The sequence below is a fragment of the Micromonospora sp. NPDC049274 genome (assembly GCF_040678875.1).
Lineage (GTDB): Bacteria > Actinomycetota > Actinomycetes > Mycobacteriales > Micromonosporaceae > Micromonospora.
The window spans coordinates 15,351-38,591 of the sequence record NZ_JBFAQS010000013.1 but is presented as its reverse complement, the minus strand read 5'-3'; the positions used below and the strand labels follow the sequence as shown (position 1 = coordinate 38,591).

Sequence of the window (23,241 nt, the reverse complement as noted above, 5' to 3'; positions counted from 1 at the left end):
AGGCAGGTCGGGGCGCGGTGGGTCAGGTGGTCAGGTCGGCTGTCGGGTGGGAGGGGCCGTCGCCGACGAGGCGGAAGCTGTCGGCGCCGGCCGGTTCGACAAGCCCGTCCTGCACCAGGCCGGCCAGGGCTCGGGCACGCTGGACGTCATCGGTCCAGACCTGGTCCAACCGCTGGTGCGGAACCGGCCCGGTCGTCTCCCGGAGCACCCCGAGCAGGAGCCCACGTACCTGCCGGTCGGTGCCCGCGTACCGCTGGGGTCGCCGGGTTGGCCCCGCCGGCGCCTCCTGGCCGGAGGCCCGCCACGCGCAGACCGACTCGACCGGGCAGGCCGTGCAGCGTGGTGACCGGGCTGTGCAGATCACCGCGCCCAGTTCCATGAACGCGGCGCTTGCGAGTGCCGCCGCGGCCGGTTCGACCGGGAGCAGCTCCTCGGTGGCGACCAGGTCGGCGGGTCGGGTGACCGGTCCGGCGTCCGGTTCCCCTGCCACGGCTCGGCAGACCACCCGTCGTACGTTCGTGTCGACCACCGGGTGCCGTTGCCCGTAGGCGAACGCTGCCACCGCACGCGCTGTGTAGGTGCCCACACCGGGCAGGGCCAGCAGTTGCTCCAGCCGGTCCGGCACCTGACCGCCGTGCCGCTCCACGATCGCTACAGCGCACTCCCGCAGCCGTACCGCCCGGCGGGGATAGCCGAGGCGCCCCCACATGCGGATCGCCTCGGCCGGAGTGTCGGCCGCCAGGGCGGCAGGGTCGGGCCAGCGGGCCAGCCAGGCGTGCCAGGCCGGCACCACCCGGACGACAGGGGTCTGCTGGAGCATGACCTCGCTGACCAGGATGGCCCACGGGGTGACCCCGGGTTCCCGCCATGGCAGGTCACGGGCGTGCTGCTGGAACCACCGGCTGACCAGGGTGGCGAAGTCGGGTTGAGTCATGGCGTCGTCGATGATGTCACGCGGTCGGGTCCCGCTGGATGGGCGGCTCGGGCGGGGTGTCGCGGTGACGATGGGCGGATCGGACAGAATGCGCTGATGAACGAGCTCGCGATCACCGTCATCGGTCGGGACCGGCCGGGCATCGTGGCCGATGTCGCCGAGGTGCTGGCCCGACTGGGCGCGAACCTCACCGACAGCACGATGACCCGGCTGCGGGGGCATTTCGCGATGACCCTCATCTGCACCGGGCCGGACGCCGCCGAGGTGGAGGCCGCGCTGGTGCCGCTGGCCGCCGAGGGCCAGCTGCTGGCGACCGTACGCGCGGTCACGCCGGACGGTGTGGTGGCCCCGGCCGGTGAGCCGTACGTGCTGGCGGTGCACGGTTCGGACCGGATGGGCATCGTCGCGGCGATGACCCGGGTGCTTGTGGACGCCGGCGGCAACGTGACCGACCTGAGCACCCGGTTGGCGGGTTCGCTCTATGTGGTGTTGGCCGAGGTGGAGTTGCCGGCGGGGGTCGCCGAGACGGTGACCGGACGGTTGCACCGGACGGCCGCCGACTTGGGGGTCGAGGTCACCCTTCGGCCGGCAGACCCGGACCTGTTGTGAGTGACGGGCGGAGCGGGCCGGACGCCGGCCGGGACGTCGAGGCGTACGCCGGTCTGGGGGACTGGACGCCGGAATCGCTGGGCGTGGCCGGCGAGGTGCGGGGCGTCGTTTCGGCCCCGCATCCGGTGTTGAGCCGGGCCGGGGACGAGGTCGATCCGATGGCCGAGGAGACGGTCCGGCTGGCAGCCGACCTGGTCGCCACGATGCGGGTCTCGCCGGGCTGCGTGGGGTTGGCGGCGCCGCAGGTCGGTGTGGCTGCCCGGGTCTTCGCCGTCGACGTGACAGGGCATCCGAAGGCGGTCACCGTGCACGGCACCTTCGTGCTCTGCAACGCCCGGGTGGTCGAGGCGACCCGCTGGAAGCCGGGTCGGGAGGGGTGCATGTCGGTGCCGGATCTGACCGGCGACGTGAAGCGGGCCAGTCGGTTGGTGGTGGAGGGTGACCTGCCGGGCAGTGGCGCGGCGGTCCGCCTGGTGACGGACGGCTTCGAGGCGCGGGCGTTGCAGCACGAGATCGACCACTGCGCCGGGCTGCTCTTCCTGGATCGGGTGGCCGGCGCGCACGCCGTCTACCAGCGCAAGGTCTACCTCTGAGCGGGCACTCGGAGGTCGGTACGTCCGTCCTCAGTGGAGGCTCACCGCGCTGCTCCGGTGGCGCTCCGGCGCGTCGTGACGGGCTGGTGGGCGCCGCGCGGCTACGGTGGGGGGCATCATGCGTCTGACGGTCGGCCCCCTGCCACCCGCCGTGTACTGGCGGCGTCGCGCCGTCGTACTCGGAGCGGGGCTTCTTTTCCTGATTGTCCTGCTCTACTCGTGCACCGGTTCGGGTCGCTCCGGCGGTCGACCGAATGCGGGGGCGACCCCGACGTCGACTTCGACTTCGACGTCCACGGCGAGTCCCGGCCCGGGTGGTCTTGTGTTGACCCCGGCGACGGGGGCGCCACCGGCGTCCGGGTCAGCCGATCCGAACGCTCCGGACCGGTCGGCCGATCCGAATGCCACGGACCCGAGCCCCGAGACCACAAGCAACAATCCGCCGCCCGGCTCGGCCGCCGGGTCGGGCGACGACGACGGCACCTGCACCGACGCGGAGATCAGCGTGACCTCGGTGGCACGGCCCACGTCGGTGCAGCGCGGCGCGGTGGTCGATCTGCAACTGAAGATCAAGAACACGTCGCAGCGGACGTGCAGCCGCAACGTCGGGGCCGACCTCCAGGAGATCTTCATCAAGGCCGGTGCCGAGAAGGTGTGGTCCTCGGACACCTGCGGCAAGGTCCAGGGTTCGGATGTGCAGTCCTTCACGCCCGGGTTCGAGCGCTCCTACGAGGTGGGCTGGAACGGGCGGGACACCACCCGGTGCGACGGTGCCGGGCTGGCTGCGGGCCCGTTGGCGCCGGCCGGGACGTACCAGGTGTTCGCGCGGGTGGGCACCAAGTACAGCGCAGCCGCGAAGATCACCATCACCGGCTGAACCGGGTCAGACGTACCGCTCCAGGATGGATGCCTCGGCGAGCCGGGACAGGCCCTCGCGGACACCCCGGGCTCGGGCGTCGCCCACGCCCTCCACGGCCTGCAGATCCTCCACGGTGGCGCCCAGCAGCCGCTGGAGGCTGCCGAAGTGCAGCACCAGGCGGTCGACCACTGCCACCGGCAGACGCGGCACCTTGGCCAGCAGCCGGAAGCCACGCGGGCTGACGGCGGCGTCCAGCGCGTCCGATGCGGCCGGGTAGCCGATGGCCTTCGCGACCGACACCAGGTCGATCAACTCGGTGGCGCCGAGCAGATCCAGCTCGACGAGCGCCTCGTCCAGCGTGCGGGACTTGCGGCCGACCGGGAGGTAGTCCCGGATGACAAGCGTGCGGTCGGCGTCGACGCCGGCCATCAACTCGTCGAGCTGAAGAGCGAGCAGCCGACCGTCGGTGCCCAGCTCCACGACGTAGCCGGCGATCTCGTCGGCGATCCGGCGAACCATCTCCAGCCGCTGCACCACGGCCACCGCGTCGCGGACGGTGACCAGATCCTCGATCTCGAGTGCGGAGAGCGTGCCGGAGACCTCGTCCAGCCGGAGCTTGTATCGCTCGAGGGTGGCCAGCGCCTGGTTGGCGCGGGAGAGGATCGCCGCCGAGTCGTCGAGGACGTGTCGCTGACCGTTGACGTAGAGGCTGATGATCCGCATGGACTGGCTGACCGAGATCACCGGGTAACCGGTCTGCCGGGCGACCCGCTCGGCGGTGCGGTGCCGAGTGCCCGACTCCTCCGTCGGGATGGACGGGTCGGGCATGAGGTGCACGGCCGCCCGGACGATGCGGGTGCCGTCGCTGGACAGCACCACAGCGCCGTCCATCTTGCACAGCTCCCGGACCCGGGTCGCGGAGAACTCGACGTCCAGCGGGAAGCCGCCGGTGCAGAGACCCTCGACGACCTTGTCGTAGCCGAGCACGATGAGCGCGCCGGTGCGCCCCCGCAGGATGCGTTCCAACCCGTCCCGCAGCGCGGTGCCGGGTGCCATCAGGGCGAGGTTCGCCCGCAACGGATCGCCGGCGCTCCCGGCAGCGGCGGTCACGCTCACGCTGATCGGGCGGGCTGGCGAGCCCACGGCGCCGGTGCGGGCCTGGGGCGGCGCGCCGGCAGGCTTGGTGGTATCGCGGTCGATCGGCACGGGCACAGTCTACGGACTGCCGTGCGGTGGGTGCTGTCGTGGTTACTGTGATGTGTCACGATGCGGCCCTTCGAACCGTTTCCACTTGCGCCGATGCTGTCCGGTATCGCCGTCCGCGTCGACACGCTGGGTCACTCGGCGGACGCGCGAGCCGCATGATGCAGTGCCGAGCGCACATCAGTGACCTCGGTCACCCGCATCTGCTCGGGCCCGGCGCCGGTGCTGGCCGGGCCGCAACCCGGGGGGACCAGCGCCACCTTGAACCCCAGACGGGCCGCCTCGGCCAGCCGGCGCGGCACCGCCCCGACGCGGCGCACCTCGCCGGTCAGGCCCACCTCGCCGATCGCCACGAGGTGCGGGGCGATCGCCAGGTTGAGCCCGCCGGAGGCGACCGCCAGCGCGACGGCCAGGTCGGCCGCCGGCTCCACCACCCGGATGCCGCCCACGGTGGCCGCGAAGACCTCGCGGTCGTGCAGGGTCAACCGCTCGGTGCGCCGTTGCAGGACCGCGAGCACCATCGCCAGGCGGGCGGAGTCGAGGCCGGAGACCGTACGACGTGGCGAGCCGGCCACCGTCGCGCCGATCAGGGCCTGCACCTCGGTGACGAGGGCTCGCCGCCCCTCCATGGCCACCGTCACACAGGTGCCGGGCACGGGTTCCGAGTAGCGGGTGAGGAACAGCCCGGACGGGTCGGCAAGGCTGCTGATGCCGCCCTCGTGCATCTCGAAGCAGCCGACCTCGTCGGCCGCGCCGAACCGGTTCTTGACGCCGCGTACCAGCCGCAGCGAGGAGTGCTTGTCGCCCTCGAAGTGCAGCACCACGTCGACCAGGTGCTCCAGCACCCGGGGCCCGGCCACCTGGCCGTCCTTGGTGACGTGCCCGACCAGCACCGTCGCGATGCCCCGCTCCTTGGCGACCGAGACCAGCGCGGCGGTGACCGCGCGCACCTGCGTCACCCCGCCCGGCACGCCCTCGGTCCCGGTGGTCGAGATGGTCTGCACCGAGTCGAGCACCAGCAGGCCGGGCTTGACCGCGTCGAGGTGCCCGAGCACCGAGGCCAGGTCGCTCTCGGCCGCCAGATAGAGCTTGTCGTGCAGGGTGCCCATCCGCTCGGCACGCAACCGGACCTGGCTGACCGACTCTTCCCCGCTGACCACGAGGGAGGGGCTGCCGGCGCCCACCGCCCAGTGCTGCGCCACGTCGAGCAGGAGGGTGGACTTGCCCACGCCGGGCTCGCCGGCGAGCAGCACCACGGCCCCGGGCACCAGCCCACCGCCGAGCACCCGGTCGAGCTCGCTCACGCCGGTGGGAACGGCGCGGGCCGGGGCTGCGCTGATGGTGGCGATGGGCCGGGCCGGCTCGGACGGCAGCCGGGAGCTGACCACTCGACCGGCCACCGTCGGGCCGTTGACAGTGCTCTCGACCACCGCGCCCCACTCGCCGCACTCCGGGCAGCGGCCCACCCACTTGGGCGGCTGGTGCCCGCAGGCGTCGCACTCGTACGCCGGACGCGGCTCGCGGGTGGCGGCCCGGCCGCGGGCGGCACCGGCCGTGCCGGCACGCGGAGAGGTCGATCGGGAGGTGGTCACACCAGGACGCTAGCCCCCTCGTGCGACGAAAACACCCCGGCGTGGTGGTTCCCACGCCGGGGCGTTCGTCGATGTCGGGTCGGGTCAGTCGTGGGTGGTGCCGCCCTCGTCGCCCTCGTGGCCGCCCTCACGCTCGATGATCGGCGAGACGGGCGCGGCCGGGGTGAGCGGCACCGCGATCGGCGCCTGACCGGTGACCGTGTTGCCGTTGCCGAAGTCGAAGGTCACGACGACGCTCTGGCCGGAGCGCAGCGCCTCGGTGAGGCCCACCAGCCGCAGCTGGGTGGTGGCCTCCGAGTTGAGCTGGAGGTAGCTCAGCGGGGCCAGCTCGATCCGGGCGGGCTGGCCGGGCGCGGCGGCGCTCGCCGAACCCGACGCCCGCGCCGACTCCGGGGCGGACGGGGTCGCCGAGGACGAACCGGTCTCGGACGGGGTCGCCGACGGGCTGGCCGAGCCGGACTCGGGGGCCGACGGGGTGGCTGAGCCGGACGCGGAGGTCGACGGGGTGGCGGAGGCCGACTCCGAGGCGGACGGCGTCGGGCTCGCCGAGCCGTCCGAGATCACCACGTCGCGGGCGCCCTGGGTGGTGACGGTGACCGTCACGGTGTTCTTCGAGTCGTTGTAGATCACGGCGTTGAGCGGAGCGTCCTGGCCGGCCCGGTAGCCCTCGGTGCCCGGGTAGGTGACCAGCAGGCCACGAACCGAGTAGACGCCGTTGGGGGCCGTGAGGTTGACGCCCTGGACCGACGGCTCCTTCTCGGCCGTCTCGGCGATCTGGCCGGCGCCGCATCCGGACGCGAGCAGGCTGGTAGCAGCCGCCATCCCGGACAGCAGCAGGGCCGCCCGCCGGGATCCCCTGATCGAGCGCGTCACGTCGGTCCTCCTCGTTACGATCCCCACCCGGCCGCACGCCGGGCACGGTGGCCATACCCGCGCAGACCGCGCTCCAGGGTAGTTGGAGCTGATCGAGGCCCGCACGCGGACCCGGCAATGCCACCTCTCCGGGTGCCCCTCACACCACCCGACCGCTCGCGACCAGCAGAACGACGTCGATCAGGGCCACCAGCATCACCGCCCGGAAGGCGGACACCGGCCGCCGGCCCGCCCGGGCCGCCGAGCGCCCGGCGTACCAGCTCAGTGGCGGCACGACGGCGGCCGTGCCGACGGCCGCCAGCCCGAGGGCCGACGGGGGCCCGGGCGGTCCGAGGACCAGGACGGCGGTCGCGGCGAGAAGCAGTCCGGCCGCCGCCGCCCGGCTGCCCGCCGCACCGAGGCGGTGCGGCAGCCCCCGCACCCCCGTGCGGGCGTCGTCGGCCAGGTCGGGCAGCACGTTCGCGAAGTGCGCGCCGGCGCCCAGGCAGGCCGCCGCCGCCGGCAGCCAGGCCGGCGGGGTCGGCTCGCCGGGGAGCGCCAGCACCACGAAGGCGGGCAGCGCGCCGAACGACACCGCGTAGGGCAGCACCGAGAAGACGGTGGCCTTGAGCGGCCAGTCGTAGAGCAGCGCGGAGACCAGGGCGATCGTGAGCCAGAGCGCCGCCACGGGGTTCGTGGTCAGCGCCAGCAGCGGGCAGGCCAGCGCGGCCACCGCCGCGGCCCAGGCCGTGACGCGCCGGCCCACCGCGCCGGCGGCGACCGGTTTGTCGGTACGCCCCACAGTGGCGTCCCGCTCGGCGTCCAACGCGTCGTTGGTCCAGCCGACGGCGAGCTGGCTGGCGAGTACGGCGAGCACCACCGAGACAATTCCCGACGGTTGGTGCCCCACTCCCCAGGCCAGCAGACCGGACACCGTGGTCACTGCGGCGGCCGGTTCCGGATGGCTCGCTCTGACCAGCCCTAACACCCTCGACGACATAAGGGAAGTCTGGTCGTTACCGAGCAGTCGTGCCACGCTCGGTGCCATGCGAGACGTGGCTGCGGCCGCGGCGTCCACCGGTCCCCGGGTGCTGCCGCGCAACGACCCGCGCCAGTACGACGACCTGGCCGGTGAGTGGTGGCGGCCCGATGGCGCGTTCGCGATGCTGCACTGGCTGGCCGCGGCCCGTGCGGCGCTCGTGCCACCGGCGACGCGTCCGGGTGCGGTCCTGGTCGACCTGGGCTGCGGCGCCGGGCTGCTCGCGCCGCATCTCGCCGGTAGGGGATACCGGCATGTCGGTGTCGACCTGACCCGCTCGGCGCTGGTCCAGGCCGCCCGGCACGGGGTGCGCGTGGTCCAGGGTGATGTCACAGCGGTGCCGCTGCCGGACGGCTGTGCCGACGTGGTCTCCGCCGGTGAGCTGCTGGAACATGTGCCCGACTGGCGGCGCGCGGTGGCCGAGGCGTGCCGGCTGCTACGCCCGGGTGGCCTCCTGGTGCTGGACACCCTGAACGACACGGCGCTGGCCCGGCTGGTCGCGGTGCGGATCGCCGAGCGGCTGCCGACGGTGCCACGGGGCATCCACGATCCACGGTTGTTCGTGGACGCCCGTGCCCTCGTGGCGGAGTGTGCCCGGCACGGTGTCGAGCTGCGCCTGCGCGGCATCCGACCGCAGGTCGGTGGCCTGGTCGCCTGGCTGGTGCGGCGGGCTCGCGCGGCGCGGGCGCCGGGCGCGACGTCCACAGGGCCTGCTCCGCGCATCGTGCCGACCCGGTCCACCGCCGTGCTCTACCAGGGCCAGGGGGTCCGCAGAGGATAGTCCGCTCGTGGCGGGGTATGGGGACGCCGAGAAGGGAGCGATATGACGGTGCACGCGCTTGAGGCGGCCCGCCGGTTGGCGCCGCGATTCGCCGCGCGGGCGGCGGAGCACGACCGGGACGGCTCCTTTCCGGTCGACGACTTCCGTGACCTGCGGGAGGCGGGCCTGTTCGGGTTGATGGTGCCCCGCGCGCTGGGCGGCCTGGGTGCCAGCTTCGCCGAGTACGCCGCGGTGGCCACCGAACTTGCCCGGGGCAACGGCGCGACGGCGCTGGTGTTCAACATGCACGCCTCGGTGACCGGTGCGCTCGGCGCGGTCACCGAGGAGTTGGCCGAGGCACTGGGCGTACCGGACGAGGCGCTGGCCGCCCGGGACCGGCTGCTCACCGCCGCCGCCCAGGGCTCCTGGTACGCGGTCGCGATGAGCGAGCGCGGCGCCGGCGCCCGACTCTCCCAGCTGAACACGGTCTACGAGCCCACCGACGGTGGGTGGCACCTCAAGGGCAGCAAGACCTTCTGCTCCGGGGCGGGGCACGCCGACGGTTACCTGGTGGCCGCGCGCAGCTCCGCCGACCAGTCGGTGGTGTCGCAGTTCCTGGTGCCGGCCGGTGCCGGGCTGACCGTCGAGCCGACCTGGGACGCCCTCGGCATGCGTGCCACCTCGTCGCACGACCTGCACCTGGACGTCACGGTGCCGGCCGATCGGCTGCTCGGTGGCGTGGAGGGGCTGGCGCTGGTGGTCGCCCAGCTGATGCCGCACTGGTTGGTGGCCAGTTACGCGGCCGTCTACGTGGGGGTGGCCCGGGCGGCGATCGACGCGGCGGCCGAGCATCTCAACGCCCGTAACCTCGCCGGCCTGCCGGCGGTGCGGGCCCGGCTGGGTCGGGCGGACGCGGCGACGGCGGCGGCCCAACTGGTGGTGGCCGAGGCCGCCCGTCGGGTGGACGACGCCCCGGGCGACGCGGAGACCAACCGCTGGGTGTGGCGGGCGAAGCTGCTCGCGGGCACCACGGCAGCCGAGGTGGCGGCTTCGGTGCTGGAGGCGGCCGGCACGTCGGCGACCCGGCGCGGTCATCCGCTGGAGCGGCTCTACCGGGACGCCCGCTGCGGCTCACTGCACCCGGCCACCTCGGACGTCTGCGCCGACTGGCTGGGCATCGCCGCGCTGGGCGGAGACCCGGACCGCGACGGATCGGCACCGCGTTGGTGAGCCGGCGCCGCGGGACACGTACGGAGGAGAGGCCGGCCGGGGAGGCCGGTGGGACGACCAGGGGGAGGACAGCGTTTGACGAGAGGTGGGGATCGTGTCCGTACCAGTGATCGCGGGGCTCGGGACGGCGCAGCCGCCGTCCGCTTCGCAGGACGAGTTGTGGGAGGGCTTCTTCTCCCGGCACTTCTCCGGCACCACCCGGTCGTTGGCCCAACGCATCTTCGCGAATTCGGGGGTGACCCGACGTCAGGCCGCGGTCAACCCGTTGCTGGAGGACGTCTCGGACTGGCCGACCGAGCGCCGGATGCGGCGCTACCAGGTGGAGGCGTTGCCGCTGGGTAAGGAGGCGGTGGGGCGTGCGCTGACGGCGGCCGGGCTGGACGCCGGCGACGTGGGTCTGTTCATCGTCTGCTCCTGCACCGGGTACGCCACCCCGGGGCTGGACATCCTGCTCGCCCGTGACCTGGGCATGGCGCCGGACACCCAGCGGATGTTCGTCGGCCACATGGGCTGCTACGCGGCGCTTCCAGGGCTGGGCGCCGCGAGTGACTTCGTCACCGCCAGGGGTCGTCCGGCGCTGCTGCTGTGCGCGGAGCTGACCAGCCTGCACATCCAGCCGTCCACCGCACGGGTGGACACCCAGCAGATCGTGTCGCACGCGCTCTTCTCGGACGCCGCGGTCGCCGCCGTGGTGGTGCCGGGCGGCCGGGGGTACGCGCTGCGCGAGGTCACGTCGGTCACCGACACCTCGACCGCCGACCACATGACCTGGGACGTCACCGACGCGGGATTCCGGATGGGGTTGTCGCCGAAGGTGCCGCAGGTCCTCTCCCGGCACGTTCGCGCCCTGGTGGACGGCCTGTTGGCCCGGCACGACGGCGTCAGCTCCGACGTGGACGGCTGGGCGGTGCATCCCGGGGGGCCGCGCATCCTCAACGTGGTCGAGCGGGAGTTGGCCCTGCCGCCGGAGGCGTTGGCCGCGTCCCGGGCGACGCTCGACGAGCACGGCAACTGCTCCTCGCCGACTGTCCTGTTGATCCTGGACCGGTTGATGCGTTCGACGCCGTCGCCCCGACGGGTCCTGATGCTGGCGTTCGGCCCGGGCCTCACCCTGTACGCCGCTCTGCTCGATCGACAGGACTGAGCGTCCGACCGGTACGCTCAGCACATGGATGCGGCGGACGACCGGCTGCGGTCGGCGGTGCTGGCCGGGGTGGCAGTGGCCGCCCTGGCGGTGGGCGGCTGGTGGTGGCGGGCCGCCGCTCCGGAGACGACGGCCGGTTCGGCCCGTCCGGCGGCCACGCCGAGCATCGGGCCGTCGGTCAGCACCGCCCTGGAGCGACTCGTGGCCTCGGGGGTGCCCGAGGGGCGGGTGACGTTTCGGGTGGATCCTCAGACCGGCGAGGCCGTCGAGGTCGAGCGCCGCCCGGCGATCGACCCGCAGTCGTCGCGCACCCTCGGCTCCGAGGAGGCCCCGGGCGATCTTGCCGTGTTCCTGTCGACGATCTGGCGGGAGCAGCGGGAACTCGCCCCGGGCGAGGATGTGACCAGGCAGGCCAACAACGACGGCACCCACTATGTGCTGCAGTACCGGTGCACCCGGCCCGGCACGCTGGCCGTGGCCGGCGCCGGGGCCGAGATCGCCGGTCCGGCGCGCATCGACTGCGACGGTGCGGTGGCCACCGCCGACGTGCTGCCCGGCAGCGGGCCGTTCCGGGTCTCCCTGTCGGCCGTGGGCGACCAACCCATCGACGTCGAGGCGCAACTCGTCGCCATTCCCTGAGCGGGGGGCCGGTCAGGCGGCGAGGGCGGCCAGGTCCTGCCGGTACGCCTCGACCGGCCCCACCTCGGGCAGCACCCGGGTCACGACGCCCGAGCGGTCGACAAGCAGTGCGGTGAGTGTGCCGGGGCGGGCCGGTTGACCCAGGAACGAGCGCAGCCCGCCGGCGGGGTCGGCAAGTGCCCGCACGCCGTTCGCTGGCGGCGGGCTCTCGACCGTCCGTCCGCCGGCCACGGTGATCACGGCGACGCCGGCCGGTGCGGCCGCGGCCGCCTCGACGACGCGTTCCGGGCAGGGGCAGCCGTCCACCAGAATGATCATGGCGGGCAGCAGGCCGCGCAGCGGCACCGGCGCCTGGGAGGCGTCGACCAGGTCGAGCGCGGGCAGCGGCCGGCCGGTGAGCGCGACGGGTGGCGTGGCGGGTGCCGGGGTGGGGCGGTCGGTGCCCCGGCCGGCGCGGGGCCAGGTCACGGCGAGCAGGCCGGCCAGGGTGGTGAGCAGCGCCACCAGCAGGACCACCAACGGCAGGGTGAGGGCCTGGTGCCCGGTGTGGCGGCCGGCCGCCCGGCGCAGCTCGCGGCGCACCTGCGCGGCCTCGCCGGCCAGGGCCGAGGCATCGTCGGGAACGACGACGCGACCCCACTCGGGTGGCAGGTCGGGCAGGCCCTCGGGCGGCCCGTGGCCCTCTGCGTCCGGCTTGCCCATCGGACCCCCAGGAAGCGTCTCGAGAGCGGCGTGTGACTCGGCCTCCAGCGTCCCGCACCGGGGGCACCTCCCGCTACACCTGGGCGCACTTCCGCCGGGCGGGATACCATGGGAGTAGCGCATAGCCCTTGATCTCGACGTTCTGTTCACCCGTATCGGGAAGTCATCCGTGCGTTACAGAGCGTGTTCGAACCATCGGTTTGACCGCCTGTCAAGCTGAAGAAAGACCTCTCACAGGGCCCCTGAGCTGCGCCAATGGTCAGGACATCGGTGAGACATCGTTGCCTGACCGTGTTACCCTAGACACAGCGAAAGGGGTTTCGAACCTATGGTTTTCAGTGTCGGCGAGACCGTTGTTTACCCCCACCACGGGGCCGCACTCATCGAGGCAATCGAGACTCGGGTCATCAAGGGCGAGCCTAAGCAATATCTCGTCCTGAGGGTCGCGCAGGGTGACCTGACGGTCCGGGTGCCGGCCGAGAATGCCGAGATCGTGGGCGTCCGTGAGGTGGTCGGCGAAGAGGGCCTCGGTAAGGTCTTCGACGTTCTCCGGGCTCCGCACACCGAGGAGCCGACCAACTGGTCGCGGCGTTACAAGGCAAACCTGGAAAAGCTGGCCTCCGGCAATCCGCTGAAGGTCGCCGAGGTCGTCCGCGACCTGTGGCGCCGGGAGCGGGAGCGGGGCCTCTCCGCAGGCGAGAAGCGGATGCTGGCCAAGGCCCGTGACATTCTCGTCGGCGAGGTCGCGCTGGCTGAGAAGAGCACCAAGGACGAGGCGGAGACGCTGCTCGACAAGGTCCTCACCGAGGCCTAGTCCGCACAGCATCGTCGTACCCACTTCGTAGTGAAGAAACCACCGAGGACCGCGACGTGACCGCGCAGCTCAATCCGCGCGGTGACGTCGCGGTCCTCGTGCCTGCGGCGGGTGCTGGCGTACGGCTCGGTCCCGGCCGCCCGAAGGCGCTGCGCCTGCTCGCGGGCGAGCCGCTGCTGGTGCACGCCGTGCGCCGGCTCGCCGCCGCCGCGTCGGTGCACACGATCGTGGTGGCCGCACCCGCGGCCGAGGTGGCCGGCGTACGTGAGCTGTTGGCCCCGGTGGCGCCGGTCATCGTGGTGCCCGGTGGCGCCGAGCGGCAGGCGTCGGTCGCTGCCGCGCTGGCAGCGGTGCCGGCAGGCCCGTCGATCATCCTGGTACACGACGCCGCCCGCGCGTTGACCCCACCCGAGCTCGTCGAATCGGTCGCTGCCGCGGTCCGGCGCGGCCGAGCCGCGGTGATCCCCGTCCTGCCGGTCGTCGATACGATCAAAGAGGTCGACGTCGACGAGGTGGTGCTGGGCACCGTCGACCGGGCCGCACTGCGGGCGGTGCAGACCCCGCAGGGCTTCCGCCGGTCCGTTCTGACCGCCGCGCACGCCGCGGCCGGCGACCCGCTCACCGACGACGCCGGCCTGGTCGAGAAGCAGGGCGTCGCGGTGAGTTGCGTGCCCGGCTCGGAGTACGCCCTGAAGATCACCCGTCCGTTCGACCTGGCGCTGGCGGAGCACCTGCTCGCCGCCGGCGGCTGACGCGTAACCTCTGCTCATGATCGTTCCTCGGGTGGCCATCGGCACCGACGTGCACGCGTTCGAGCCGGGCCGGCCCTGCTGGGTGGCGGGCCTGCTCTGGCCCGACCAGGACGGTCTCGCCGGGCACTCGGACGCCGACGTCGCCGCCCATGCCGCCTGCAACGCGCTGCTCTCCGCCGCCGGTCTCGGTGACCTCGGCGCCGCGTTCGGCGTGGGCCAGCCGGAGTGGGCCGGGGCGTCCGGCGTGGCCCTGCTGACCGAGACGGCCCGCCGGGTGCGGGCCGCCGGCATGGAGATCGGCAACGTGTCCGTGCAGATCGTCGGCAACCGCCCCAAGATCGGCCGCCGTCGGGACGAGGCCCAACAGGTGCTCTCCGGCGCCGTCGGCGCCCCGGTCACCGTCTCCGCCGCGACCACCGACGGGCTCGGTTTCACCGGCCGTGAGGAAGGTCTGGCGGGCATCGCGGTCGCCCTGGTGTACGACGCGCCGTCCGCCTAGGCTCGCCGCGATGTCCACCGAACCCGCCCCCGACCGGTTCGCCGGCGACGGCTATCTCGAACGGGCCCAGCTCCTCGCCGAGCTGGGACGCCACGACGAGGCGGCCGGCGAGCTGACCGAGGGGCTCGCACTGAAGCCCGCGGATTCGCAAGCCCTCACCATGCTGGCCCGGGTGCATCTCGCCGCGGACCGGCCGGTCGATGCGCTCGCCGCGGCCGACGCGGCAGTGGCGGCCACGCCGGAGACCCTGCCGGCGCTCGTCGTCCGGGCGATGGCGCTTGTCGACCTGGGGCGCTACGCCGACGCGGCGACCACCGCCGATCGGCTCCTGGCGCTCGGGCCGACCGACGCGTACGCCCAGCGCAGCGCGGCGGCGATCCTGGCCGACTCGCGCAACGGGCAGCCGGCGCTGAACGCGGCCTGGCGTGGGGTGGAGCTGGCCCCGCAGGAGCCGCAGGCGCACCTGGTGCTCAGCCTGGTCGCGGCCCGGTTGGGGCTGTTCGACCTGGCCGAGCGGGCCTACCGGGAGGCCCTGCGGCTCGATCCGCGCCTCAGCGACGCCGGGCACGACGTGGGCGTCCTGCGCCTGGAGCAGCGCCGCTGGGCGGAGGCGTTGGAGCAGGTGGCGGAGACGGTGACGCTCGGGCCGAGCCGGATCGACTCCCCGCGAACCCTCGCGTACGGGCTGTACCGCCTGGTGCTCTACGGCGCGGGCTGGTCGCTGGTCGCCGCTGTGGTGGTGGCGTTCGCGGCCTCGACGAGCGACGGGTTCTCCCGCGTCCTGGCGGTGCTCGCAGCCGTCACCGGCGGCGTCGTGGTCTGGCAGCTCGCGGCTCGGCTGCCGGGGCTCACCCGGACCGTCCTGCCCGCCATGCTGCGCGTGGACCGCACGATGGCCCTGGCGATCTACGCGGTGGCCGCCGCGCCGCTGCTGCTGCTGGTGTACGCGGTGGTCGGCTCCCCGTGGCCGCTGGTGCTGGCGATCGTCGCCACCGCGATAGCCGAGTTCGCCATCTTCACCAGAACAACCTTCCGCTAACCCCCACCAGGGCAACCCAACTCAAGGCAAAACCCCAACAGCTCAACAAGCGTCTGTCAGCTAGCCCACGTCAGGGTTTTCGCCGGAGCCCGCCCGCGTCGGGATCAAGCCTGACCGCCCAGAGCGGGCGGGCTCCGGCGAAAACCCCCACAAAGCGACTAGGAACGACGCGCCCAAGTCCAGGCGTAACCCTCGTCCTCGCAGGCGCGCGCCGCGTCGCACAGGTCGAGGGGACGGAAGGTGTCCACCATGACCGCCAGCTCGTCGAAGTAGTCCGCGCCGATGGAACGCTCGGCGGCGCCCGGCTGCGGCCCGTGGGTGAAGCCGGACGGGTGCAGCGAGATCGAGCCCTGCTCGATGCCGGAGCCGCGCCGGGCCTCGTAGTTGCCGCCGGTGTAGAAGAGCATCTCGTCGGAGTCCACGTTGTGGTGGTTGTACGGAACCGGGATCGACTGCGGGTGGTAGTCGACCTTGCGGGGCACGAACGAGCAGATGACGAAGTTGGGGCCCTGGAAGGTCTGGTGCACGGGCGGGGGCTGGTGGATGCGACCGGTGATCGGCTCGAAGTCGTGGATGGAGAACGCCCACGGGTACAGGTGCCCGTCCCAGCCGACCACGTCGAACGGGTGGTTGGCGTACACGTAGCGGGTCCAACCACGGCGGTGGCGGACCAGCACCTCGACCTCCTCGCCGTCGACGAGCAGCGGCGCGTCCGGGCCGCGGACGTCGCGCTCGCAGTACGGCGAGTGCTCCAGGAACTGGCCGCGGACGGAGAGGTAGCGCTTGGGTGGGCCGATGTGCCCGGCCGCCTCGACGGTGAGCAGCCGGACGGGCTGGTCGCCGGTGGGCACCAGCCGGTGGATGGTCGAGGTGGGGATGACGACGTAGTCGCCGGCTACCGCTTCCAGGGCCCCGAAGGGGGACTCGACCCGCAGGGTGCCCGCCTCGACGTAGAGGCAGTGGTCGCCGGTGGCGTCGCGGAACAGCGGCGAGGGTCGGTCGGCGAGCACGTACCCGATGCGGACGTCGTCGTTGGCGAGCAGGTACTGGCGGCCGAGGATCGGGTCGGCGCCGCCCGCGTCGAGCTTGTGGGTGCGCAGGTGACGCGGCTTGAGCGGCAGGTTCGGCGTACGGGTGAACGTGGGCGGGCTGAACTCGTCGGCGGCCAGGATCGCGGTGGGCGCGTACCGGTGGTAGAGCAGGGACGAGTCGGAGGAGAAGCCCTCCTGACCCATCAGCTCCTCGGCGTAGAGGCTGCCGTCGGGCTGGCGGAACTGGGTGTGGCGCTTGCGCGGCACCTCGCCGACGCTGCGGTAGTACGGCATCTCGCCTCCCGATATATCCCGCGCACCGGCCGAAGGCGTCCGATAATCGGACGCTGTTGTCCGTTCCTCGTAGCGTCCCGTACATTCTTGTTCCGTGTCAACGCAGGTGCCCGCGCTCCTCGACGGCCTGGTGGACGACGCCGCCGTCTTCCCACCGGGCAGCGCCGCGCTGCCCGACGCCCTTGCCGCCCACCGCCGGCACCGCACCTCCTGGTACGCCGACCTCGTCGGCCCGCTGCTCGTCCCCGCCTCGACCGTCGCGGCCGGTGAGCTGAGCGGTCTCGTCGACCCGGCCGAGGGCCTGGTGGTCGGGCTGATCGGCGACACCGGGATCGCTCGGCTGTCCTTCGCGCTGTCGTTCCTCGCGCCGGACGGCGTGACCGCACGGCAGGTCGAGGTGGCGGTCGCCAAGCGCGGCGAGGATCCGCTGCCCGGCATCGCCGAGCTGCTGCGGCTGACCGACGCCATGCCGGGCGTCGAAGCCGTGTACGCCGAGCTTCCGCTGACCTTCGGGCTGCTCGGCGCGCTGGACGCGCTCGCCGCCGCCCGCGCCGACGGCGTGCCGATCGCCGCCAAGTTCCGCACCGGCGGGCTGGCCGCCGAGCTGTTCCCCACCCCCGCCGAGCTGGCCGCCGTCCTCTGCGCCTGCCGTGACCGCGACCTACCGTTCAAGCTCACCGCCGGGCTGCACCAGGCCGTGCGCCACCTCGACCCGGAGACCGGGTTCACCCACCACGGCTACGCCAACGTGCTGGCCGCGACGCTCGCCGCCGCCGACGGGGACAGCGTGCGGGTGGTCGCCGAGCTGCTGACCGCGCTCGACCCGCGCCCGCTGCTCGAACGCGCCAACGAACGGCTGGACGCGCCGCGCCCACTCTGGGTCGGCTTCGGCTCGTGCAGCATCCTGGAACCACTTACCGATCTGATCCGGCTGGGGCTGGTGAACGGGGGGCACGACGCATGACCTGGGTGAGCGGCGTTGACGGTTCGCCGTACGGGGTGACGAACCTGCCGTACGGAGTGTTCTCCTCGGGCGGGGACCGGCCACGGATCGGCGTACGGATCGGGTCGTGGGTGTTCGACCTGGCGGGTGCGGAGACCGCCGAGCTGGTGCTCGCCGCCGGCGCGCTGTGCCGACCCACCCTCAACGACTTCATGGCGCTGGGCCGCCCACAGTGGACCGCGGTGCGTCAGCGGATCGTCGAGCTGTTGACCGACGTGACGCACCGTCCGGCGGTGGAGCCGCTGCTGGTGCCCCTGGCCGACGTGGAGTTGCTGCTCCCGTTCGAGGTGGCCGACTACGTCGACTTCTACTCCTCCGAGCACCACGCGTCGAACGTCGGGCAGATCTTCCGCCCCGGTCAGCCGCCGCTGCTGCCCAACTGGAAGCACCTGCCGATCGGCTACCACGGCAGGGCCGGCACTGTCGTCGTCTCCGGCACACCGGTGATCCGGCCCACCGGCCAGCGGGCGTCCGCCGAGGGCCCGGTCACCGGCCCGTCGGTACGCCTCGACATCGAGGCCGAGGTCGGGTTCGTGGTCGGTGTGCCCAGCGAGCTGGGCACCCGGGTGTCCGTCGACGACTTCGCCGACCATGTCTTCGGGGTGGTGCTGGTGAACGACTGGTCGGCCCGCGACATCCAGGCGTGGGAGTACCAGCCGCTCGGCCCGTTCCTCGGCAAGTCCTTCGCCACCTCGGTCTCGGCCTGGGTGACGCCGCTGGACGCGCTGGCCGACGCCTTCGTGCCGGCTCCGGACCAGGACCCGCCGGTCGTCGACTACCTGCGCGACGTGCCGCACCTGGGGCTGGACCTGCGGCTCGCGGTCGAGTGGAACGGCGAGCGGGTCAGCGAACCGCCGTTCGCCGGCATGTACTGGACCCCGGCTCAGCAGTTGGCGCACCTCACCGTCAACGGCGCGTCCCTGCGCACCGGCGACCTGTACGCCTCGGGCACCGTCTCCGGCCCGGACCGTTCCCAGGTCGGCTCGTTCCTGGAGCTGACGTGGGGCGGGGCCGAGCCCGCGAAGGTCGGCACCGAGAGCCGTACCTTCCTCGCCGACGGCGACACCGTTACCCTCACCGCCACCGCGCCCGGCCCGGACGGCACCACCATCGCCCTCGGCGAGGTCACCGGAACGGTCCGGCCGGCCCGCTGAGCCGGCTGGCCGGAGCGCGCGCCTCCGCTCACGTTTGAGCGCCTCCATCTCATCGATGAGACTCGCGCTCGCACCGTCTGTGCGATCACCGAGCCTGGTTACCCCGTTGGTCATCCGGACCACGTCGCCCCGCCATCCGTACGGCCGGATCTCGCCCGGCTGCGGGTGGTGGGGGGCATCCCGACGCACACGGAGGTAACGACGATGCACGATCTCACCGGAGCGCTCTGGCGCACCAGCAGTCGCTCGAACGACCAGGGACTCTGCGTGGAGGTGGCGGACAACCTGGTCGACGTCCTCGGTCTGGTCGCCCTCCGCGACTCCAAGGACCAGGCCGGCCCCACGCTGGCTGTCAGCCCTCCGGGGTGGACGGCGTTCATCGGCGCGATCAGGGGTGGCCGCTTCGACCGCTGACCGGCGAGTCGGGCACCTGTCAACGACAGGTGCCGGACGATCGCCGGAACGGACAACGGGGCCTCCGGGTGGTGGAAATTTCGCCCGGGGGCCTCGTCCGGCCCTCACCGCGCGTACCGTCGACGACACGGGAGGGCGGCATGTCGACGGTGGCGGTTACCGGTTTTATCGACGCGAGCGCTGGCGATGTCTGGCGTCTGCTGACCGACCTGCCCGGCCGGGCAGGTCGGCTGACCGCGGCCGGCCCGATCGAGGTGTTGACCCCGGGCCCGTTCGGGCCGGGCACCGCCTGGCGTGAGGACCGCCTCCAGCCGGGCGGCGGCACACTCACCGAGGAGTTCCTGGTGGTGGAGGCCCTCGCGCCGCAGCGGCTGGTGCTCTGTTCCTCCGGTGCGGGTGCGGACTACCGGATCACCTGGAACCTGCGGCCGGTGCGGCGTCGCCGCCGGGCTCGCACGGCGATCACCGTCGCCCAGGAAGCCGTGCCGACCGATCCGTACGGCCGGGTGGTGGCACTGCTGCTCGGCGGCCTCGCCGCGCGGGCGGTCGAGGTGGCGCTCCGTCGTGATCTCGCCGACCTGGCCGTCGCGGCCGGCGTCCTCGGCTCGGTCGAGGCGGCCTGACCCGCCCGTCGACACCTCGCGGCCCGTACGACCTGGCCGGGGTCCGGCCGATTGCGCTGGGTAGGGTGCCGTGCGGAGGTGCGGCATGGGGTTCCCGAGGGGCCGGCGACGGCTCGTGCTGGCGGTGGCGGTGCTGCTCGCCGTGGCGGCCGTCGCGGTCATCGTCCACCGGGTGCTCGCGCCGGCCGAGGTGAGCACGCCGGCGCGTGGTGCGTATCCGGCCGCGCCCCGACCGGCCGCCGGTGTGGTCGGTCGGCTGCCCGTCGCCCCGTTGATCGTGGACGGGAGGCTGCGGGTGTACGCCGCACACCGTCAGGTCTACGCCGACCTGCCTGTCGACGGGCGGCATCGGACCACTCCCTACTGGTCGTACCGGCGCTGGCCGGCGGAGCTGACCGGGGTGGTGGCGAGCGGCAGCACCGTGATCAGTCGCTGGTCCGACGGCCGGCTCGTCGCGCTCGACGCGTCCACCGGGCGGGTGCGGTGGCGGGCGGACGGCCCGGTGCCGGCCCGGAGTGCGGCTGTGGTCCGGCGGACCGGGGCCGCCACGGTCTGGGACCCGCGCGGGCTCCTCCTCGCCGACCTCGCCGACGGCCGGACGGTGCTGACGGTCACCGGGGACACGCAGGCGCGCGGAGTGGACGTGGCCGGCGGCCGGGAGCTGTGGCGAGCCGACCTGCCCGGCGACTGCCGCAGCGACCTCGGCACCACGGCGACCGGGCAGTTGATCGGGCTGGACACCTGCGCCGGGCCCGCCACTGTCGAGTTCCGGGACGCCGCGACCGGAGTGGTGGGTGAGCGTTGGCGGCCGCCGGGCGCTCCGGATCGGCTGGTGGTCACCCCGCTCGGCTGTCGTACCGATCGGTCGGGTTGCCTGGCCCTGCGGACGGCCGGCCCCGGGGACGCCGGTGGTCGCGGTTGGCTGCTGGGCAGTGGCGAGCCGCTGGCCGCGCCCGCGCTGGACCCGGCCGGGGCGACCCTGGCCGGTGACCAGGCCGTCGCCGTCGTCGACGGGGTGGCGGTGGGACGCTCGGCGCGAACGGGCGCGGAGCTGTGGCGGTTCCCCGGCCTGGGCCCGGGGCGGGTGCTCGCGGTGCAGCCCGGCCGGGTGCACCTGCTGACCGAGGCGAACGAGCTGGTGACGCTCGACCCGGCGACCGGCGCGCTGCTCTCCCGCTACACGCTCAACGTCGGCTCGGACGGCACGGGCTGGGCACCCGGGGCGGTAGCCGCCGAAGACGGCTACGTAGCTGTGGAACGGTTGCGCGAGCCGGTCGACCCGAACGGCGATGACCAGCGCTACTACCTGACCTCGGAGGCGGTGATCCTGGCCGCCACCTGATCGGGGCACTGGACCGTGAAACTTTCACCGCATCTGACCAGAAAAGGTACTTTTCTCACGGTTCAGGTTTCCGGTGGAGGGGGTCGGCATGGGCAACAGGGCAGCCAGATGGTGGGTCGGTGGCGTGCTCGCGGCCACCACGGGTCTCGTGATCACGGTGCCTCCGACGCTGGCGTCGGACTGGCCGTCGGCGACCGCGTTCGCCGCCGTACGGGCCGCGCCGTCGGACGACACGAGTGTCACCTTCGAGGTGGTGCCGGCCTCGCCGACAGTCACCCCGCCCACCCCCACCCCCACTGCCACGCCAACGCAACCGCCGACCCGGCACCCGATCACCCCGACGCCCAGCCACGGCGGAGAGTTGCCTGTCACCGGCTCGGGTGGGTCGGTTCTGCTCCTCGTCGCGCTGGGCCTGACTCTGCTGGCCGTCGGTTGGCTGGCTGCCCGCCGCCGCCGACCCAGCTGACGCACGCCGCCGACCGGCCGCCAATGGGCTTCAGCGGCCGGTCGGCGGCGAGTCTCAGCGTCCGGCCGGGACCCGCTCGCGGGGTGCGGCGGCAGGGGTGCGACGGGAGCGACGGGACCGCCGCAGGAGCACCGCGAGACCGGTGATCAGCAGCAGTGCCGCCACCGTCGCCCCCAGCGTCCAGGGCGACAGCATGCGGGAGACGACAGTGCCCTTGCGGCCGGCCTGGCCCGGGTCGGGGAACCTGATCTGCGCGGTCACGCTCCGCTTCACCAGCCCGCTCTCCAGGTGCACCTCGGCCTTCCAGGGGCCATTCGACAAATCGGCGGGAAGCCGGGCGACGACCTGCCCGGCGCCGCCCGGGGGCAGGGTGACGCCCTGCCCGACCGGGAACGGGCCGGCCCGGCTGCCGGCCGGTCCGTCGCTCAGGGTGACCGTGCCGGTCAGGTCGATGGCACGGCCGCCGGTGTTGGTGACCTGGACGGTCACCGACGGCACGCCCTCGGGGCTGCGGGCCGGCCGCACGTCGCCGATGGCGAAGTCGGAGGCCGGTTCACCGCCGGGGCCGATGTCGAGATACATCCGGACGCCGACCCGGTGGATCTGCGTGACCTCGCCGCCGGTCCGGGGCGCGGAGGTGGCGGACGCCCAGACGACCCCGTACCGCTCGCCACGGGAGGCCTCCGGCGGCACCGTGATGGTCGCCCGGACCCGGGCCTCGCCCCACGGCTCCACCTCCACAGCCGTCTGGTCGAGGGTGATCCACGAGGTCAGCTCGTTCTCGGCGTGACCCTCGCCGAACTTGAAGGCCGAACCCTCCAGGGTCGCCGCCGCCGGGTACACGTCGATGCGGCGGGCGTCGTCGGTGCGGTTGGTGATCAACAGTTGCCGCTTGATGGTGGTGCCGGGCGGCAGGTGGTCGACGATGTACCGCAACGCCCGGGGGTCGTCGCGACGATTGCTCGGCGCCTCCAGCAGTCGGATGCCGAGACGGTCGTCGTCGCCCGGCTCGGCCGCGCCGGCCCGGGTCGACAGACCCGGACCGGCGAGGCAGAACAGGGCGAGCGCGACCGCGATGGTCGACCGCCCCCGGCGGCTACGCGACCGAATGTGTCACCGTGCCGGTGTAGATGCCCGCGATGCTGTCCAGCGGGACGTTGACGATCAGGGTCGGGTTCCAGGTCGCCGTGTTGCCGCCGGTGCCACCGGTGTGGGTGAACGCCGTGAGTGGCGTGACGCTGTCCAGTGGCGCCGCGGCGGCCGCGTTGGCCTGGCCCGGCGTGAAGGTGCCGGTGCCGGTGGTCGCGGTGGCCGGGCCCGACCAGTAGTCGATCTCCCCGGGCAGGACGGTTTCGGCCGGAGTGCCGCCGCCGGTCTGGAAGACGGTGGCCGTTACCGAGGCCACCCAGGAGGCGTCCGCCGCACCCCGGGAGTCGGTGACCGTTACCGGGCCGAGTTGGCCGGTGATGGTGCTGCCGGGCGCGCCGCTGCCCAGGTCGGCGGTGGCCGGCGCGTCGATGTCGAGGGTGCCGGCGAGCACCTCGAAGGTGACAGTCGTGGTGTCGGTTGGCGCGGCGGCGGCCGGCGCCGCGAGGAAGCCCACCATCGCGGCGGCAGCCGCTCCGGCGAGGCAGATCTTGGCAGTACGCACTGT

Annotated in this window: 26 protein-coding genes; 17 read left to right on the top strand and 9 right to left on the bottom strand. The window is 73.3% G+C overall.

The window, feature by feature from the left end:
* Nucleotides 1-22: 22 nt before the first annotated feature.
* Nucleotides 23-934, bottom strand: coding sequence for an A/G-specific adenine glycosylase (locus AB0K10_RS22990; protein WP_363686546.1), 912 nt, complete (start codon nucleotides 932-934; stop codon nucleotides 23-25).
* Between the two features lie 96 nt (nucleotides 935-1,030).
* Here AB0K10_RS22990 and AB0K10_RS22985 point away from each other — a divergent pair, with 96 nt between their 5' ends.
* The 3 genes from AB0K10_RS22985 (at nucleotide 1,031) to AB0K10_RS22975 (ending at nucleotide 3,013) form a co-directional block, all read left to right on the top strand.
* Nucleotides 1,031-1,543, top strand: coding sequence for an ACT domain-containing protein (locus tag AB0K10_RS22985; RefSeq protein ID WP_363686544.1), 513 nt, complete (start codon nucleotides 1,031-1,033; stop codon nucleotides 1,541-1,543).
* On the top strand, nucleotides 1,540-2,136 hold the full coding sequence (locus tag AB0K10_RS22980) for a peptide deformylase (protein ID WP_363686542.1): 597 nt from the start codon (nucleotides 1,540-1,542) through the stop codon (nucleotides 2,134-2,136). The genes AB0K10_RS22985 and AB0K10_RS22980 overlap by 4 nt, the downstream gene beginning before the upstream one ends.
* A 118-nt stretch (nucleotides 2,137-2,254) precedes the next feature.
* The gene (locus AB0K10_RS22975) at nucleotides 2,255-3,013 is read left to right on the top strand and encodes a hypothetical protein (RefSeq protein WP_363686540.1); all 759 of its coding nucleotides are present in this window, start codon (nucleotides 2,255-2,257) and stop codon (nucleotides 3,011-3,013) included.
* A 6-nt stretch (nucleotides 3,014-3,019) separates the two neighbouring features.
* Here the strand turns inward: AB0K10_RS22975 and disA are convergent, their stop codons facing one another.
* From disA to AB0K10_RS22955, 4 genes are all read right to left on the bottom strand, one after another.
* Nucleotides 3,020-4,201 carry a DNA integrity scanning diadenylate cyclase DisA gene (disA, locus tag AB0K10_RS22970; RefSeq protein ID WP_007466050.1) on the bottom strand — a complete coding sequence of 394 codons (1,182 nt, stop codon included), beginning with the start codon at nucleotides 4,199-4,201 and terminating at the stop codon, nucleotides 3,020-3,022.
* Between the two features lie 131 nt (nucleotides 4,202-4,332).
* On the bottom strand, nucleotides 4,333-5,790 hold the full coding sequence (radA, locus tag AB0K10_RS22965) for a DNA repair protein RadA (RefSeq protein ID WP_363686538.1): 1,458 nt from the start codon (nucleotides 5,788-5,790) through the stop codon (nucleotides 4,333-4,335).
* Nucleotides 5,791-5,874: 84 nt separating this feature from the next.
* Nucleotides 5,875-6,663 (bottom strand): hypothetical protein, encoded by a 789-nt coding sequence (locus AB0K10_RS22960; RefSeq protein ID WP_363686536.1) that lies wholly within the window; start codon nucleotides 6,661-6,663, stop codon nucleotides 5,875-5,877.
* Nucleotides 6,664-6,802: 139 nt separating this feature from the next.
* Nucleotides 6,803-7,690, bottom strand: a complete 888-nt coding sequence (locus AB0K10_RS22955; protein WP_363686534.1) for a UbiA family prenyltransferase — start codon at nucleotides 7,688-7,690, stop codon at nucleotides 6,803-6,805.
* Here AB0K10_RS22955 and AB0K10_RS22950 point away from each other — a divergent pair.
* The 4 genes from AB0K10_RS22950 (at nucleotide 7,689) to AB0K10_RS22935 (ending at nucleotide 11,454) form a co-directional block, all read left to right on the top strand.
* Nucleotides 7,689-8,462 (top strand): methyltransferase domain-containing protein, encoded by a 774-nt coding sequence (locus AB0K10_RS22950; RefSeq protein WP_363686532.1) that lies wholly within the window; start codon nucleotides 7,689-7,691, stop codon nucleotides 8,460-8,462. The genes AB0K10_RS22955 and AB0K10_RS22950 overlap by 2 nt on opposite strands.
* A gap of 42 nt (nucleotides 8,463-8,504) precedes the next feature.
* Nucleotides 8,505-9,671 (top strand): acyl-CoA dehydrogenase family protein, encoded by a 1,167-nt coding sequence (locus tag AB0K10_RS22945; protein WP_363686530.1) that lies wholly within the window; start codon nucleotides 8,505-8,507, stop codon nucleotides 9,669-9,671.
* Nucleotides 9,672-9,756: 85 nt separating this feature from the next.
* Nucleotides 9,757-10,815: a type III polyketide synthase gene (locus AB0K10_RS22940; protein ID WP_363686528.1), complete on the top strand. Its 1,059-nt coding sequence runs from the start codon at nucleotides 9,757-9,759 to the stop codon at nucleotides 10,813-10,815.
* A gap of 24 nt (nucleotides 10,816-10,839) precedes the next feature.
* Nucleotides 10,840-11,454 carry a hypothetical protein gene (locus AB0K10_RS22935; RefSeq protein WP_363686526.1) on the top strand — a complete coding sequence of 205 codons (615 nt, stop codon included), beginning with the start codon at nucleotides 10,840-10,842 and terminating at the stop codon, nucleotides 11,452-11,454.
* Nucleotides 11,455-11,466: 12 nt separating this feature from the next.
* On the opposite strand, the gene AB0K10_RS22930 is transcribed toward AB0K10_RS22935, so the two are convergent.
* Nucleotides 11,467-12,156: a hypothetical protein gene (locus tag AB0K10_RS22930; protein WP_363686524.1), complete on the bottom strand. Its 690-nt coding sequence runs from the start codon at nucleotides 12,154-12,156 to the stop codon at nucleotides 11,467-11,469.
* A 328-nt stretch (nucleotides 12,157-12,484) separates the two neighbouring features.
* Between AB0K10_RS22930 and AB0K10_RS22925 the strand changes: the two genes are divergently transcribed.
* From AB0K10_RS22925 to AB0K10_RS22910, 4 genes are read left to right on the top strand one after another with little or no spacing between them, the layout of a single operon-like run.
* Nucleotides 12,485-12,970: a CarD family transcriptional regulator gene (locus tag AB0K10_RS22925; protein WP_007073334.1), complete on the top strand. Its 486-nt coding sequence runs from the start codon at nucleotides 12,485-12,487 to the stop codon at nucleotides 12,968-12,970.
* Between the two features lie 56 nt (nucleotides 12,971-13,026).
* On the top strand, nucleotides 13,027-13,722 hold the full coding sequence (gene ispD / locus AB0K10_RS22920) for a 2-C-methyl-D-erythritol 4-phosphate cytidylyltransferase (protein WP_363686523.1): 696 nt from the start codon (nucleotides 13,027-13,029) through the stop codon (nucleotides 13,720-13,722).
* 16 nt (nucleotides 13,723-13,738) lie between these two features.
* Nucleotides 13,739-14,221: a 2-C-methyl-D-erythritol 2,4-cyclodiphosphate synthase gene (ispF, locus tag AB0K10_RS22915; RefSeq protein ID WP_363686521.1), complete on the top strand. Its 483-nt coding sequence runs from the start codon at nucleotides 13,739-13,741 to the stop codon at nucleotides 14,219-14,221.
* A 10-nt stretch (nucleotides 14,222-14,231) separates the two neighbouring features.
* The gene (locus AB0K10_RS22910; protein WP_363686519.1) at nucleotides 14,232-15,260 is read left to right on the top strand and encodes a tetratricopeptide repeat protein; all 1,029 of its coding nucleotides are present in this window, start codon (nucleotides 14,232-14,234) and stop codon (nucleotides 15,258-15,260) included.
* A 158-nt stretch (nucleotides 15,261-15,418) separates the two neighbouring features.
* Here AB0K10_RS22910 and AB0K10_RS22905 read toward each other — a convergent pair whose 3' ends face one another.
* Nucleotides 15,419-16,585, bottom strand: coding sequence for a homogentisate 1,2-dioxygenase domain-containing protein (locus AB0K10_RS22905; RefSeq protein ID WP_363686517.1), 1,167 nt, complete (start codon nucleotides 16,583-16,585; stop codon nucleotides 15,419-15,421).
* A gap of 94 nt (nucleotides 16,586-16,679) precedes the next feature.
* On the opposite strand from AB0K10_RS22905, the gene AB0K10_RS22900 reads away from it, so the two are divergent.
* From AB0K10_RS22900 to AB0K10_RS22875, 6 genes are all read left to right on the top strand, one after another.
* On the top strand, nucleotides 16,680-17,549 hold the full coding sequence (locus tag AB0K10_RS22900) for a hypothetical protein (protein WP_363686515.1): 870 nt from the start codon (nucleotides 16,680-16,682) through the stop codon (nucleotides 17,547-17,549).
* The gene (fahA, locus tag AB0K10_RS22895) at nucleotides 17,546-18,742 is read left to right on the top strand and encodes a fumarylacetoacetase (protein ID WP_363686513.1); all 1,197 of its coding nucleotides are present in this window, start codon (nucleotides 17,546-17,548) and stop codon (nucleotides 18,740-18,742) included. The genes AB0K10_RS22900 and fahA overlap by 4 nt, the downstream gene beginning before the upstream one ends.
* A gap of 204 nt (nucleotides 18,743-18,946) precedes the next feature.
* Complete coding sequence (locus tag AB0K10_RS22890; protein ID WP_007466013.1) at nucleotides 18,947-19,156, top strand: DUF397 domain-containing protein; 210 nt, start codon at nucleotides 18,947-18,949, stop codon at nucleotides 19,154-19,156.
* A 140-nt stretch (nucleotides 19,157-19,296) separates the two neighbouring features.
* The gene (locus AB0K10_RS22885; protein ID WP_363686511.1) at nucleotides 19,297-19,779 is read left to right on the top strand and encodes an SRPBCC family protein; all 483 of its coding nucleotides are present in this window, start codon (nucleotides 19,297-19,299) and stop codon (nucleotides 19,777-19,779) included.
* An 85-nt stretch (nucleotides 19,780-19,864) separates the two neighbouring features.
* A complete protein-coding gene (locus tag AB0K10_RS22880) occupies nucleotides 19,865-21,121 on the top strand; it encodes a PQQ-binding-like beta-propeller repeat protein (RefSeq protein WP_363686509.1) in 1,257 nt (418 codons plus the stop codon).
* An 88-nt stretch (nucleotides 21,122-21,209) separates the two neighbouring features.
* Nucleotides 21,210-21,587 carry an LPXTG cell wall anchor domain-containing protein gene (locus AB0K10_RS22875; protein WP_363686507.1) on the top strand — a complete coding sequence of 126 codons (378 nt, stop codon included), beginning with the start codon at nucleotides 21,210-21,212 and terminating at the stop codon, nucleotides 21,585-21,587.
* Nucleotides 21,588-21,641: 54 nt separating this feature from the next.
* On the opposite strand, the gene AB0K10_RS22870 is transcribed toward AB0K10_RS22875, so the two are convergent.
* Both AB0K10_RS22870 and AB0K10_RS22865 read right to left on the bottom strand, forming a co-directional pair.
* The gene (locus AB0K10_RS22870) at nucleotides 21,642-22,523 is read right to left on the bottom strand and encodes a hypothetical protein (protein WP_363686505.1); all 882 of its coding nucleotides are present in this window, start codon (nucleotides 22,521-22,523) and stop codon (nucleotides 21,642-21,644) included.
* 160 nt (nucleotides 22,524-22,683) lie between these two features.
* Nucleotides 22,684-23,238 carry a hypothetical protein gene (locus AB0K10_RS22865; protein ID WP_363686503.1) on the bottom strand — a complete coding sequence of 185 codons (555 nt, stop codon included), beginning with the start codon at nucleotides 23,236-23,238 and terminating at the stop codon, nucleotides 22,684-22,686.
* Nucleotides 23,239-23,241 lie beyond the last annotated feature (3 nt).